Below are 13,463 nucleotides of genomic sequence, written 5' to 3' on the forward strand. Positions count from 1 at the left end.
GCCGGGCCGGCCCCGGGGCGCGACGGATCGTCATTTCCGTTTTGAATCGGAGCATGTCCCGATTCAATTTGACGCTCCCGGCGCGCGCGGCGAACACTCTCCCGCATGAGCATTGGCGATATCGGCGAACAGAAGATCGAGTTCTACAAGGGCCCCGCGGGCGGCTGGGGCGCGTTGCGCAGCGTGAAGAACACGCTGCTGCGGCAGGACATTCCCATCAAGGGTGCGAAGACCCTGCTGTCGGCCAACCAGCCCGACGGCTTCGACTGCCCGGGCTGCGCCTGGCCCGACCGCAACCACGCCTCGACCTTCGAGTTCTGCGAGAACGGCGTGAAGGCCGTGGCGGCCGAGGCCACCGCGCGCCGCGCCGGGCCCGAGCTGTTCGCGAAGCACACGGTGGCCGAGCTGATGCAGCAGAGCGACTTCTGGCTCGAGGACCAGGGCCGGCTCACGCACCCGATGGTCTACGACCGCGCGAGCGACAGATACCGTCCGATCGAGTGGGACGCGGCCTTCGAGCTGATCGCGCGCCATCTGAACGCGCTGCCCGATCCCAACCAGGCCATCTTCTACACCTCGGGCCGCGCCAGCAACGAGGCCGCCTTCCTCTACCAGCTGTTCGTGCGCGAGTACGGCACCAACAACTTCCCCGACTGCTCGAACATGTGCCACGAGCCCAGCGGCAGCGGCATGCGGCCGCAGATCGGCGTGGGCAAGGGCACGGTCACGCTCGACGACTTCGACAAGGCCGACGCGATCTTCATCTTCGGCCAGAACCCCGGCACCAACCATCCGCGCATGCTCGGCGAACTGCGCGCGGCCTCGAAGCGCGGCGCGCGCATCGTGAGCTTCAACCCGCTGCGCGAACGCGGCCTCGAGCGCTTCCAGGATCCGCAGAGCAAGATCGAGATGGCCACGCTGGGCTCGACGCCGATCAGCACCCACTACTACCAGCTGCGCGTGGGCGGCGACTTCGCGGCCCTCAAGGGCATGATGAAGCACGTCATCGAGCGCGACGACCGGAGCATCGCCGCCAGCGGCGCCTCGCTGCTCGACCGCGAGTTCATCGCCATCCACACCACCGGCTTCGAGGCGCTGGCCGCCGACCTGCGCGCCGAGTCGTGGGAGCTGCTCGAACAGGAGTCGGGCCTGGCCGAGGCCGACATCCGCGCCGCGGCCGAGGTCTACCTGGGCGCCAAGCGCGTCATCGCCTGCTGGGGCATGGGCATCACGCAGCACCAGCATTCGGTGGCCACGATCCAGATGATCGTCAACCTGCTGATGCTGTGCGGCCACATGGGCCGCGAGGGCGCGGGCGCCTGCCCGGTGCGCGGCCACAGCAACGTGCAGGGCGACCGCACCATGGGCATCTGGGAGAAGCCGCCGGCCGCGCTGCTCGACCGGCTGCAGCAGGTGTTCGGCTTCGAGCCGCCGCGCGAGAACGGCTTCGATACCGTGGAGGCGATCCAGGCCATGCTCGACGGCCGCGGCCGCGTGTTCTTCGCGCTCGGCGGCAACTTCGCGGCCGCCACGCCCGACACCTACCAGACCTGGAAGGGCCTGCGCCAGTGCGACCTGACGGTGCACGTCGCGACCAAGCTCAACCGCAGCCACGTGGTGCACGGGCGCGAGGCGCTGATCCTGCCCTGCCTGGGCCGCACCGAGATCGACATGCAGGCCGCCGGCGCGCAGGGCGTGACGGTGGAGGACTCGATGAGCATGGTGCACATCTCGATGGGCATCAACCCGCCGGCCTCGGCGCAGCTGCTGTCGGAGCCCGCCATCGTCGCGCGCCTCGCGGCCGCCACGCTCGGTGCGCGCAGCCGCACGCCGTGGCTCTGGATGATCGAGGACTACGCGCGCATCCGCGACAAGATCGAGGCCGTGTTCGACGACTTCGCGGACTTCAACACGCGCGTGGCAGTGCCCGGCGGCTTTCGCCTGCGCAACACCGCGAGCGAGCGGGTGTGGAACACGCCGCAGCACAAGGCCGTTTTCTTCACCCACGCCGTGCCGATCGACACGCCGGTGCACCGCGCACGCGCGCGCCACGGCCGCAAGGGCGACGCGAAGGTCTTCACCCTGCTGACCACGCGTTCGCACGACCAGTACAACACCACCATCTACGGCATGGACGACCGCTACCGCGGCGTGTTCGGCCAGCGCCGCGTGGTGTTCATCCATGCCGAGGACATCCGCGCGCTGGGCTTCAGGGACGGCGACTGGGTCGACATCCTCACGGTGTGGGACGACGGCCAGGAACGGCGCGCCGACCGCTTCAAGCTGGTGGCCTACGACATTCCGCGCGGCAACCTCGCGGCCTACTACCCCGAGACCAATCCGCTGGTGCCGCTGTCCTCGGTGGCCGAGAACGCGGGCACGCCGACCTCGAAGTCGATTCCCGTGATGCTGGTGGCGCACGTTGCGCAGGCCGAGGAAGGTCCGGCTTCGGTCACGGGCGAGGAAGTCGCGGCCTGAGCTGCGTGCGCGCCATGTCCGACGAAGCGAACGACGCCTTGCCGCTGCCCGCCGCGATCCTGCTCGCGCTGGCTGAATTCAAGGCCGAGGGCCTGGAGAGCGTCTCGCTGCCGCGCCTGGGCAAGCGGCTGGGCCAGGGCGCGAGCGTGCTGATGCGCCAGCTCGCGCTGATGGGCGACGCGGCCATCGGCGGCGTGCCGGGGCCGGGCTGGGTCGCGGTCGAGCGCGACGGCGAGCGCTGGCTGGCGCGCCTGAGCGACGCCGGCCGCGCGCTGGCCGAATCCCTCGTCAGCGACGCGCCCGCCGCCTGAACGCCTGGCCCGCCGCGGCGGGCAGGCCCACAATAGGCGCTCACTCCTTCGCCTCAGCGCCATGTCCACCGACACCGAACTCGCACCGCTGCCCTCGATCTCGCGCCTCGGCGTGCGCGTCTACGGCGAGGCTGGCGCGCCACCCGCCGGCATCGCGCGCGAGGACACGCTCGCGGCCGAGGTGCCGGTGGCGCTGGTGTTCAACGGCCTCTCGCACGCGGTGATGATGGCCACGCCGCAGGAGCTCGAGGACTTCGCGCTGGGCTTCGCGCTCAGCGAGGGCATCCTCGACGCCGCCGACGACTGCCGCGGCATCGAGGTCGAGGCGGTCGATGCGCACGATGCCGGCCTGCCCGAGGGCATGCCCGGCGTGGAGGTGCGGCTCGAGATCTCCACGCGCGCCTTCGAGCGCCTCAAGGGCCGCCGGCGCAGCCTCGCGGGCCGCACCGGCTGCGGCGTCTGCGGCGTCGAGAGCTTCGCGGCGCTCGACCTCGCGTCCGAACGGCTGCCGGCGCACGACTGGCTCGCGCGCATCGACCTGCCCACCGTACTGCGCGCCTTCGCGGCGCTGCCCGCGCGCCAGCTGCTCAATGCGAGTGCCGGCGCGATCCATGCCGCGGGCTGGGCCACGCTCGAGGGCGAGCTGGTCGAGGTGCTCGAGGACGTCGGCCGCCACAACGCGCTCGACAAGCTGCTGGGCCGGCTCGCGCGCACCGGGCGCCTCGGCGAGCCGGGCTTCGTGGTGCTGTCGAGCCGCGGCAGCCACGAGCTGGTGCGCAAGTGCGCGCGGCTGGGCATCGCGGCCATGGCCACCATCTCGGCGCCCACCGCGATGGGCGTGCGCATGGCCGAGCTCAGCGGACTGCGGCTGTGGGGGCTGTGCCGCGCGCCGCGCGGCGTGCTCTATGCCGACGGGCTGGCGTCGTCCTCGAGCGCGCGCACCGCGTCGGCCAGCGCCTCGATGCCCTGATCGCCGAGGTCGGCCGCGGCCACGCGGCGCCGGGCGGCCCAGGTCTTGAAATGGCGCTCCTGCGACTTCTCGTAGTGCGGGTCGTAGTGCAGCGCCATCAGCTCGGCGAAGAGCAGCGGCAGCTGCGCCTCGTGCGCCCACTGCTGCCAGCGCGCCACCGTTTCCTTGCCCTGCAGTTCCTTGAGCAGGCCGAGCTGGCCGGCCAGCGCCGCGCGGTCGTCGCCGAGGTAGGCGTAGTCGCGCAGCAGGTAGGCCAGCCGCGCCTCGGGCGTGGCCACCACCTCGATGCAGGGCGCGGCGCGCATCTTCGCCACCAGCGACAGCGGCAGCGAGAGCCGGCCGATGCGGATGCTCTCGCCCTCGACGTACAGCGGGCGCTGCAGGTCGATGCCTTCGAGCACCGTCGCGATGCGGGTCTCGAAATGCTTCTGCGAGGGTTGCGCCACGCCCGGCAGCGAACCCAGCAGCGAGCCCTTGTGGTGCGCGAAGTCCTCGAGGTCGAGCACCTGCTCGCCGCGCGCGGCCAGCGCATGCAGCACGCGGGTCTTGGCGCTGCCGGTGGCGCCGCAGACCACGCGCAGGTCGAGCCGCGGCGTCAGCGCGTCGAGCTGCGAGATCACGTGGCGCCGGAAGCTCTTGTAGCCGCCCGCGAGCTGCTGCGCGTCCCAGCCCACCAGTCGCAGCCAGGTCACCATCGAGCCGCTGCGCATGCCGCCGCGCCAGCAGTAGACCAGCGGCTTCCACTTCTCGGGCCGGTCGGCCAGCGTGTCGCGCAGGTGCCGCGCGATGTTGGCCGCGACCATCGCGCCGCCGATGCGCCGCGCCTCGAAGGCGCCGGTCTGCACGTAGACGGTGCCGACGATGTGGCGCTCCTCGTCGTCGAGCACGGGGCAGTTGATGGCGCCGGGAATGCGGTCGAGCGCGAACTCGGCCGGCGAACGGGCGTCGATGATCGTGTCGAAGGCGTGGCGATCGACGACCCGCACGGGCTGGCGGTGACTCATGGCGGGAACCTCATGCCCCCGATTGTCGCCTCCGACGGATTCAGGCGTAGGCGGGCCCGAGGCCCCGGCGCAAGCGAGCGCTCGCGAAGTCCACCAGCGTGACCAGCGCGAACATCGCGAGCAGCACCGTCATCGCCTGCTGCTGCTGGAAGATCGAGAGGTGGAAGTACAGCAGCTGGCCGAGCCCGCCGCCGCCCACGAAGCCCAGCACCGCGGCCATGCGGATGTTCATCTCCCAGCGGTAGAGCGTGTAGGCCACCCACTGCGGCAGCACGATCGGCAGGCTGGCGTAGCTGAAGGCCGCGACCGGGCCGGCGCCCGCGAGCGTCAGCGCGTGCTCGGGCTCGCGCGGCGCGTTCTCGAGCGCCTCGGCGAACAGGCGGCCCAGCACGCCCGTGGTGTGCAGCGCCAGCGCGAGCGCGCCCGCGAAGGGCCCGATGCCCGCGGCCAGCACCATCAGCGCGGCCCAGACCAGCTCGGGCACGCTGCGCAGCAGGTTGAGGACGAAGCGCGCGGTGTGGCGCGGCAGCCAGCCGGCGCGGCCCGATGCGGGCAGCGCGAGCAGGGCACCCGCCAGCGCCGCGAGCACGGTGCCGAGCGCCGACACCGCGAGCGTCTGCAGCGCGCCATGGCCGACCTTGGCGAGGAAGCCGCCCGAGAGGTCGGGCGGGAAGAACTCGGCGATGAACTTGCCCATGAGCGCGAGCGACTCGGCCGAGCCCAGCGCGCGGTAATCGATGCCGAGGTAGACGAAGCTCGCGACCACCGCCGCCGCGATCAGCAGCAGTGCGATCCGGCAGCGCACGCAGGGCGGAGGACGTGGCGGCAGGTTCATGCCAGCAGCCTGCGCAGTGCGTTGCTCATCGCGTCCGCCAGCAGCACCAGCAGCAGGAACACCAGCAGGATGCTGCTGGCCTCGCCGCCGTTGAGCATCTTCATCGACTGGTCCATCAGCTGGCCCAGCCCTCCGGCGCCGACGAAGCCCATCACCACCGAGGCGCGCACCGCGCACTCCCAGCGGTACACGGTGTAGGAGGCCAGCTCCTGCGCCGTGTGCGGCAAGAGGCCATAGCACAGCGCCGCGAGCCGGCCGCTGCCGGCCTCGAGCAGCGCGCGCGCGGGGCGGGTGTCGGTCGATTCGAGGATCTCGGCGTAGACCTTGCCGAGCATGCCGCCGTAAGTGATGGCCAGCGCCAGCACGCCGGCCGCGGGACCGAGGCCCAGCGCGCGCACGAACAGCAGCGCCCAGACGATCTCGGGGATCGCGCGCAGCACCATCAGCAGCCAGCGCGCCGCCTGCCGCACGATGCCCGCGCGCACGCGGCCCGGCCCGGGGCCGATGCGCGAGATCGACAGCGCGCGCGTGGTCACGAAGGCCAGCGGCGCGCCGATCAGCAGCGCGAGCGCGGTGCCGGCCGTGGCCATGGCCAGCGTCTCTAGCGTGGCCTTGGCGAGCAGCGCGAGAAAGGCGGGCGAGCCGTCGGGCGGAAGAAAGCCCGCGAGGAAGCCGCCGATGACCGCGAGGTTGCCGCTGCCGAACAGCGCCCACGGCTTGAACTCGGCCAGCGTCAGCATCGGCCAGGCGACGACCAGCGCGGCGAGCCCGAAGCCGAGCCGGCGCCGCGCCTGCGGATCGCGGTGGACGGCGCTCGCGCTCAAGCGCAGCCCGGCCGCTGGAAGGCCGCCTCGGCCGCCACGGTTTGCGGCGCGCGCTGCACTGCCACGCCGCCTTCGCTGGCATAGAGCGCGTCGAGCAGCGCGGGCGTGAGCTCGGCGGTCGGCAGGTCGAACATCAGCTGCCCGTTGCGCATGCCGACCACGCGCGGAAACCAGCGCAGCGCCAGGTCCACCGCATGCAGCGAGGCGACCAGCGTGGCGCCTGTGCTTTCGCTCTGCGCGACCAGCTGGCCCACGGCGGCATCGGCCAGCGTGGGGTCGAGCGCGGAGACAGGCTCGTCGGCCAGCAGAAGCGCCGGCCGCTGGTAGAGCGCGCGCGCGATGCCCACGCGCTGCAGCTGCCCGCCCGAGAGCCGGTCGCAGCGCTCGAACAGGCGGTCCTCGAGCGACAGGCGCGCCAGCACCTCGTGCGCGCCGGCCATGTCGGAAGGATGGAACAGCGAGGCCAGCGCGCGCCAGCTCGACCACTGGCCCAGCCGGCCCGCGAGCACGGCCGTGACCACGCGCAGCCGCGGCGCGATCGGCGGTGCCTGGTGCACGGTGGCGATTCGCGCGCGCAATTTCTTGAGCGCAGCGGCCGGCAGTTGCCAGGGCTGCGCGTCGAGCGTTCGCACCTCGCCTTCGCCGGGTCGCAGCGCGGCCCCGAGCACGCGCAGCAGCGTGGTCTTGCCCGCGCCCGAAGGGCCGATGACCGCGAGGCGTTCGCCGTCGCGCGCCGCGAGCTTCACCCCGGCCAGCGCGCGCTGGCCGTTGGGGTGCACCACGCCCACGCCGTCGAGCGAGAAACCCATGCGCGCTTTCTCTCCCTGGTGCTTACTTGATCAGGCCGGCCGACTTGCCCGCCGTCTCGATGCCGTCGTAGTTCGACGACTTGGTCGGGATGAACTTGCTCGCGCGCTGCAGCGCCATGATCTCCTTGTGCGCCGGGTTGGCTGGATCGAGCTTGAGGAAGGCGTCGGTGAGCTTCTTCGTGAGCGCCGCGTCGAGGCCCGGGCGCACGGTCCAGTTGTAGTCGTAGTAGGTCGGCGTGGTGGCCAGCACGCGCACCTTGGCGGCGTTGGGGTTCTTGGCCTCCACCAGCTTGTCCCACACCGAGGCGTTGAGCACGCCGGCCTCGGCGCGCGAGGCGGCCACGAAGGCCACGGTGGCATCGTGCGCGCCCGAGAACGCGACCGTCTTGAAGTCCTTCTCGGGGTTGATGCCGGCCTGCAGCAGGAAGTAGCGCGGCATCAGGCTGCCCGAGGTGGAGGAGGGCGCGCCGAACGCGAAGGTCTTGCCCTTGAGGTCCGCGAGCGTCTTCGCGCTGCTGTCCAGCGGCACGATGAACTTGCTGGTGAAGACCTCGTCCTCGGCGCGCTGCACGATCGGCACCGCGCCGCCGTTGGTGCGGATGCGCGCCTGCACGAAGGTGAAGCCGCCGAGCCAGGCGAGGTCGATCTTGTGGGTGGCGAGGCCCTCGACCACGGCAGCGTAGTCGGTCACGGGCGTGAACTGCACGTCCATGCCGGTTTCCTTCTTGAGGTAGTCGCCCAGCGGCGTGAACTTGCGCTGCAGTTCGGTCGGCGCCTCGTCGGGAATGGCCGAGACGCGCAGCACGCCCTGCGCGAAGGCGCCGAGGCTGGCGGCGGAGAAGGCCAGGGCAAGGGCCAGTCGTGTGAGTGTCTTTTTCATGGATGCGCCTTGGAGGCTCGCGGTTTTGGAAAGGTCGGGATTGTAGAAAGCGGGCCCGATTCGATAATCGGCCCATGAACCCGACTCTCATGAATCCGCTCGCGCCGCTGCGCCTCACGAGTTTTTCGCACGGCGGCGGCTGCGGCTGCAAGATCGCGCCGGGCGTGCTCTCGCAGATCCTGAAGAACCATGGCGGCGGCCTGATCCCGCCCGAGCTCATGGTGGGCATCGAGACCGCCGACGACGCGGCCGTCTACAGGCTCAACGACGAGCAGGCGCTGATCGCCACCACCGATTTCTTCATGCCGATCGTGGACGACCCCTACGAGTTCGGCCGCATCGCCGCCACCAATGCCATCAGCGACGTCTACGCCATGGGCGGGCGGCCGATCATGGCGCTGGCCATCCTCGCGATGCCGATCAACCAGCTGCCGGTGGAGGTCATCGCCGAGATCGTGCGCGGCGGGCAGGACGTGTGCCGCGCCGCCGGCATCCCGATCGCGGGCGGCCACACCATCGATTCGGTCGAGCCGATCTACGGGCTCGTCGCCATGGGCCTGGTGCATCCGAAGCGCGTGCGGCGCAATGCCGACGCGAAGGCGGGCGACGTGCTGGTGCTGGGCAAGCCGCTGGGCGTCGGCGTGCTGTCGGCCGCGCTCAAGAAGGAGCAGCTGTCCGAGACCGGCTACCGCCAGCTGATCGAGAACACGACGAAGCTCAACACGCCCGGCATCGCGCTCTCGGCGCTCGAGGGCGTGCATGCGCTGACCGACGTCACCGGCTTCGGCCTCGCGGGCCATGCGCTCGAGCTCGCGCGCGGCGCGAAGCTCTCGGCCGTCGTCGAATGGTCGAAGGTGCCGCTGCTCGACCGCGTCGAGGCCATGGCCGCCGAGGGCTTCGTCACCGGTGCCTCGGGCCGCAACTGGGCCGGCTACGGCGCCGAGGTCGAACTCGCCGCCGGCCTGCCGCCGACCGCGCAGGCGCTGCTCAGCGATCCGCAGACCTCGGGCGGCCTGCTCGTGAGCTGCGCGCCGGAGGCCGTCGATGCCGTGCTGAAGGTGTTCGGCGACGAGGGCTTCGACCGCGCCGCCGTCATCGGCCGCGTGGAAGCGAACGGCCCATCGCTGCGCGTCGTCCCCTGACCATACAGTTGCCCATCGTCCAAGCTTTTGGTGGGCAGTCGCCGTAGCGAGCGGTTCGAGGTTGCGCCGAGAAGCGCAGACGTACTCAGGTACGTCGAGCATCGCAGGTGCAAGATCGAATCGCGCAGCAGGCGAATGCCCGCCAAAAGGCGGAAGGGGGAAGGAGTCGAACCTTCCAAGCGACGACTGGCGCCACCCACCGGGTTTGAAGCCCGGCCGCCCCACCAGGGACGATCCCCTCCCATGCGCACGGCCCTTCAAGGCCGTGCCTCGAACAGCACCGTGTCGGGCCGCAGCAGGTGCGTGTCCTTCACGCGCCGCGTGAAGCCGACCCGGTCGAAGAACTCCAGCAGCTGGATCGCGCGCTTGCGGCCCAGCCCGGTCGCGTCCCGGAAACTCGCGGCCTGCAGGCCCTCGGGCCCCCGCAGGCAATCGCGCGCGATCGCCGCCAGGCGTTCGACCGTCGCCTGCGGATAGTACAAGTCCTTGACCACCTGGAAGGCCTCGCCGCGCCGCGCGAGGCTCGCGAGCGTCTGCCGCACCACGGCCTCGCTCGCGCCGCAGTCCTTGGCGAGGTCGCGCACCCAGGGCGGATCGAAGCCGCCGTCGGCCAGTTTCGGCAGCAGCTTCTGCGCGAGCTTCTGCTCGGCCTCGCCGAGCCGCGCCGCATGGTCGGGGCGGTGCAGCCAGGTGCCGCTGCGCACCAGCGCGCCGCGCGCCACCAGCGACTCGACCGCATGCCGCCACAGCGCGTCGCCGGTGCGCGGGCCGGCCAGGCGCTTGAGGCGGCGCGCGTCGGGGCCGACCTCGTCGGGCGCGTCGCGGTGGAAGTCGTCGAGCCGCGCCACGATCCGGGCCTCGAGCGCGTCGAGCTGTTCGCGCGCGATGGCGGTGCCGGCGACGCGCTGCGCCTCGGCGGGCAATGGCAGCGCGGCCTCGTCGGCCAGCGAGAGGGCACGCGCCACCTGCGCGGTGTCGAGGCCCAGCGGCGCGTGGCGCAGCAGGGCCGCGATGCGGTCGTCGCGCGCGTCGAGGCGCCAGGCCGCGAGCGTGTCCAGCCGCTCGGGCGTGCGCCGGTAGCGCACCGGCGCGAAGGGATCGAGCACACGCGCGCCGGCCATGGTGCGCGTGGCCGAGGCATCGCGCAGTACGCCGCGGTCGCCGTGCCAGGCGGCGATCTTCTCGCGCAGCACCAGTTGCGCGAGCGCGGTTTCGCCGGGCTGCAGCAGTTCGCGGTCGAGCAGCGCGAGCGAGGCCATGGTGTCGCTCGCGCCCAGGTGCGCATGCACCGTGGTGCCCGAGCGCAGCGCCTTGGCCTCGCCGGGCCACAGGCTCAGTTCGATGTCGATGCGGTCGGTGGCCAGCGCGATCGAGGGCGTGCAGATCCACTCGCCGCGATGCACCTCGTCCCTGGCCACGCCCGCGAGCGCGAGCGCGCAGCGCTGGCCCGCCTGCGCGAGCTCGGCCTGCCGGTTCTGCGCATGGATGCCGCGCACCCGCACCACGCGATCACCGGGCGCGATGCGCAGCTCGTCGCCCACGCGCACCTCGCCGCTGAAGGCGGTGCCGGTCACCACCGTGCCGACGCCCGCGAGCGTGAAGGCGCGGTCGACCGCGAGGCGGAAGGCCAGGCCGTGCTCGCGCGCGCGTTCGTCGCGCGCCACGGCCACGAGCCGCGCGCGCAGCGCCTCGATGCCCTCGCCCGTGACGGCCGAGACCGCGAACACCGGCGCGCCCGCGAGCGGCGTCGGCGCCAGCAGCGCCTCGACCTCGGCACCCACCTCGGCCAGCCGCGCCGCGCGCTGCGCGGGGTCGATGCGGTCGATCTTGGTGATCGCCACCGTGGCGCCGCGCACGCCGAGCAGCGCCACCACCGCGAGGTGCTCGCGCGTCTGCGGCATCACGCCGTCGTCGGCCGCCACCACCAGCAGCGCATGCTCGATGCCGGTGGCACCGGCCAGCATGGTGTGCAGCAGGCGCTCGTGGCCCGGCACGTCGACGAAGCCCAGCGACACGCCCTCGGGCGCGTGCAGGTAGGCATAGCCGAGCTCGATCGAGATGCCGCGGCGTTTCTCCTCGGGCAGCCGGTCGGTGTCGACGCCGGTCAGCGCGCGCACCAGCGAGGTCTTGCCGTGGTCGATGTGGCCTGCGGTTCCGATGATCATGGCGCGAGCATCACATGAAATTGCGCGTGTGCAGTTCGGACAGCCGCTCGGCCTCTTCGCGCGCGAAGCCCAGCCGCGCGAGGCGCGCGCGCCGGCCCGCCGCCATGTCGCGCTGCAGCTGCTGCACGGCCGCGTGGCCGTGTGCGATGGCGGCCGGCGACAGCGCGCCCGCGGCCAGCAGCACCAGCGCGTCGAACACCTCCTCGTTGAGGCCCGCGGTGGCCGCCAGCGCGTCGTAGCGCAACTCGATCGCATTGCGCAGCCGGGCCTGGAACTCGGGCTGCACCGACAGCCGGTACTCGAGGTGCGCCATGCCGAAGGCCACGTGGCGCGCCTCGTCGCGCGCGGCGAGCCGCGCGATCTGCCGCGTCACCGGGTCGGGCGCATGCGCCTGCAGGAAGTTGAGCAGGTTGACGAAGCTGCCCTCGCCGAGCACGGCCAGCAGGAAGGTGGCGATCGAGAAGTCGGGCGCCTCGAACAGCGTGCGCAACGAGGCCTGGCCGCCGGCCGTCGACAGCGCGGGCTCGTGGCCGCGCAGCGTGGCGCGCCGCGTGAAGACCTCGATGTGCCGCGCCTCGTCGGCGCACTGCAGCGCCAGCAGCTGCAACACCTCGCGGAAGTGCGGATGGATCTGGCCCAGGTGGCGCGCGGGCACCAGCAGCGCGGCGTTCTCGTTCTCGATCAGGTAGGTCATCACCTGCACCACCGCGGCCTCGATGGCCGGCGGCAGTTCGAAATGCGCCGCCCAGTCGATGGCGGTGGCCGGGTCCCACTGGGCCGCCGCGGCCTGCGCATAGAGCTCGCCCGCGGTGGCGGCCCAGAGCTCGTGGCGCTGGTGCAGCGAGAAGAAAAAATCGGGGCTGCCGGCCTCGACCGTCGCGCCGCGCGCGGCCAGTCCCCAGCTCGGCAGAGCCTCGGCCTCGGTGTCGCCGCGTGCATGGCCGGTGGGCTGCGCGCCGCGCCAGCGGCCCTCGGCATGCGGGCCGCGCGTGATGCGGGCGAGCGTCATGCCCGCGTCGTCCTGCTCGAAGCGCAGCGGATGGCCCTGGCCGCGGCACCAGGCCTCCAGGTGCAGCTCCCAGGCCGGCGCCGTGCCGCGCACGTGCAGCTCGCCGCCCACGGGCCGCTCGGCCAGCGCGCGGCGGATGAGCAGCAGGGCGCCCTGGTCGAGGCCCAGCGACTCAATATCGATAGCCGGTGGCGGTGATGCGGCCATCGCCGTCGTAGAAACGCTCGTCGTCGACCGCGCGCTCGAGCAGCGCATAGCCGCTGGTGCGGCCCGCGCGCCATTCGCGCAGGCCCTCGAGCTCGAGCAGCGGGCGCACCTGCGGGTCGTCCCAGCGCATCGCCATCAGCAGCGACACGAAGCGCTCGATGAGCGCGGCCGGCGCGTCGGGACTGGTGGTGAAGTTGCAGTGGTCGTAGGCGCCGGTGCGCGCCAGCACGCGCGTGCTGCCCGCGGGCAGGGTGCCATCGAGGCCGAAGGCCAGCAGGTTGCCGTCGATCAGGCAGCAGGCGTCGATCTCGCCGGCGCGCAGCGCCACGGCCGCGTCGCGTTCGCCGCCGATGTGGTCGCCATGCTTGCCGCCGAGCACGTCGAACAGGCGAGCCTGGAAGTCGCGCGATTGCACCAGGCCCGCGCCGCGCAGGTGGTCGAGCGGAATCAGCGTGGCCTGCGGCGAATCGGCCGCGCCGAAGCCGATGGTCTTGCCGCGCAGCTGGTCGAGCGACTGCACCGGGCTGTCGGCGCGCACCACGATGGCCGAGCGCAGGTCGCAGTCGGTGTCGCGCATGGCCACGGCGCGCACCTGCTGGCCGCGCGCACGTGCGATGCGATCGGCGCGCACCCAGGCCAGCGGCGAGTTCCAGGCCAGGTGGATGCTGCCGTCGAACTGCGCCTCGACCTGGCGCTCGTAGTTCGAATACAGCACGTAGTCGAAGGCCAGGCCGTGCTGCGCGAAGAAGGCCTTGAAGCCTTCCCAGATCGTGACGACCTTGGGCGCGTAGGCGACAGCGCCCATGATCAGCGTCGGTTCGGACACGGG

12 protein-coding genes and 1 tRNA gene are annotated in these 13,463 nt (G+C 72.1%); 4 read left to right on the forward strand and 9 right to left on the reverse strand.

From position 1 onward, the window contains the following. Positions 1-120: 120 nt before the first annotated feature. The 3 genes from ACEN9J_RS26850 (at position 121) to fdhD (ending at position 3,759) form a co-directional block, all read left to right on the forward strand. On the forward strand, positions 121-2,478 hold the full coding sequence (locus ACEN9J_RS26850; protein ID WP_413764621.1) for an FdhF/YdeP family oxidoreductase: 2,358 nt from the start codon (positions 121-123) through the stop codon (positions 2,476-2,478). 14 nt (positions 2,479-2,492) lie between these two features. Next, on the forward strand, positions 2,493-2,789 hold the full coding sequence (locus ACEN9J_RS26855; protein WP_413762507.1) for a hypothetical protein: 297 nt from the start codon (positions 2,493-2,495) through the stop codon (positions 2,787-2,789). Between the two features lie 61 nt (positions 2,790-2,850). Beyond that, complete coding sequence (gene fdhD / locus ACEN9J_RS26860) at positions 2,851-3,759, forward strand: formate dehydrogenase accessory sulfurtransferase FdhD (protein ID WP_413762508.1); 909 nt, start codon at positions 2,851-2,853, stop codon at positions 3,757-3,759. Here the strand turns inward: fdhD and mnmH are convergent. Genes mnmH through ACEN9J_RS26885 form a run of 5 tightly spaced genes read right to left on the reverse strand, consistent with a single transcriptional unit; the run spans position 3,693 to position 8,111 of the window. Continuing rightward, entirely contained in the window at positions 3,693-4,763 is a 1,071-nt protein-coding gene (gene mnmH, locus ACEN9J_RS26865) for a tRNA 2-selenouridine(34) synthase MnmH (protein ID WP_413762509.1), read from the reverse strand. The two genes, fdhD and mnmH, sit on opposite strands and share 67 nt — an antisense overlap. Before the next feature lie 40 nt (positions 4,764-4,803). Beyond that, complete coding sequence (gene phnE, locus ACEN9J_RS26870; RefSeq protein ID WP_261214882.1) at positions 4,804-5,598, reverse strand: phosphonate ABC transporter, permease protein PhnE; 795 nt, start codon at positions 5,596-5,598, stop codon at positions 4,804-4,806. Then, positions 5,595-6,428, reverse strand: coding sequence for a PhnE/PtxC family ABC transporter permease (locus tag ACEN9J_RS26875; RefSeq protein WP_409976575.1), 834 nt, complete (start codon positions 6,426-6,428; stop codon positions 5,595-5,597). Before ACEN9J_RS26875 ends, phnE begins: the two co-directional genes overlap by 4 nt. Further along, the gene (locus ACEN9J_RS26880; RefSeq protein WP_413762510.1) at positions 6,419-7,231 is read right to left on the reverse strand and encodes a phosphonate ABC transporter ATP-binding protein; all 813 of its coding nucleotides are present in this window, start codon (positions 7,229-7,231) and stop codon (positions 6,419-6,421) included. The genes ACEN9J_RS26875 and ACEN9J_RS26880 overlap by 10 nt, the downstream gene beginning before the upstream one ends. 22 nt (positions 7,232-7,253) lie before the next feature. Continuing rightward, the gene (locus ACEN9J_RS26885; RefSeq protein WP_413762511.1) at positions 7,254-8,111 is read right to left on the reverse strand and encodes a putative selenate ABC transporter substrate-binding protein; all 858 of its coding nucleotides are present in this window, start codon (positions 8,109-8,111) and stop codon (positions 7,254-7,256) included. Positions 8,112-8,185: 74 nt separating this feature from the next. Here ACEN9J_RS26885 and selD point away from each other — a divergent pair, with 74 nt between their 5' ends. Next, the gene (gene selD, locus ACEN9J_RS26890; protein ID WP_413762512.1) at positions 8,186-9,253 is read left to right on the forward strand and encodes a selenide, water dikinase SelD; all 1,068 of its coding nucleotides are present in this window, start codon (positions 8,186-8,188) and stop codon (positions 9,251-9,253) included. A gap of 150 nt (positions 9,254-9,403) precedes the next feature. Here the strand turns inward: selD and ACEN9J_RS26895 are convergent. From ACEN9J_RS26895 to ACEN9J_RS26910, 4 genes are all read right to left on the reverse strand, one after another. Then, positions 9,404-9,496: transfer RNA gene (locus ACEN9J_RS26895), tRNA-Sec, on the reverse strand. 14 nt (positions 9,497-9,510) lie between these two features. Next, on the reverse strand, positions 9,511-11,418 hold the full coding sequence (gene selB, locus ACEN9J_RS26900; RefSeq protein WP_413762513.1) for a selenocysteine-specific translation elongation factor: 1,908 nt from the start codon (positions 11,416-11,418) through the stop codon (positions 9,511-9,513). 10 nt (positions 11,419-11,428) lie between these two features. Next, entirely contained in the window at positions 11,429-12,634 is a 1,206-nt protein-coding gene (locus ACEN9J_RS26905; RefSeq protein ID WP_413762514.1) for a ferritin-like domain-containing protein, read from the reverse strand. After that, entirely contained in the window at positions 12,600-13,460 is an 861-nt protein-coding gene (locus ACEN9J_RS26910) for a phosphate/phosphite/phosphonate ABC transporter substrate-binding protein (RefSeq protein WP_413762515.1), read from the reverse strand. The genes ACEN9J_RS26905 and ACEN9J_RS26910 overlap by 35 nt, the downstream gene beginning before the upstream one ends. Positions 13,461-13,463 lie beyond the last annotated feature (3 nt).

The organism is Variovorax sp. Varisp41, from assembly GCF_047325085.1.
In the GTDB taxonomy this organism is placed as follows: Bacteria; Pseudomonadota; Gammaproteobacteria; order Burkholderiales; family Burkholderiaceae_C; genus Variovorax.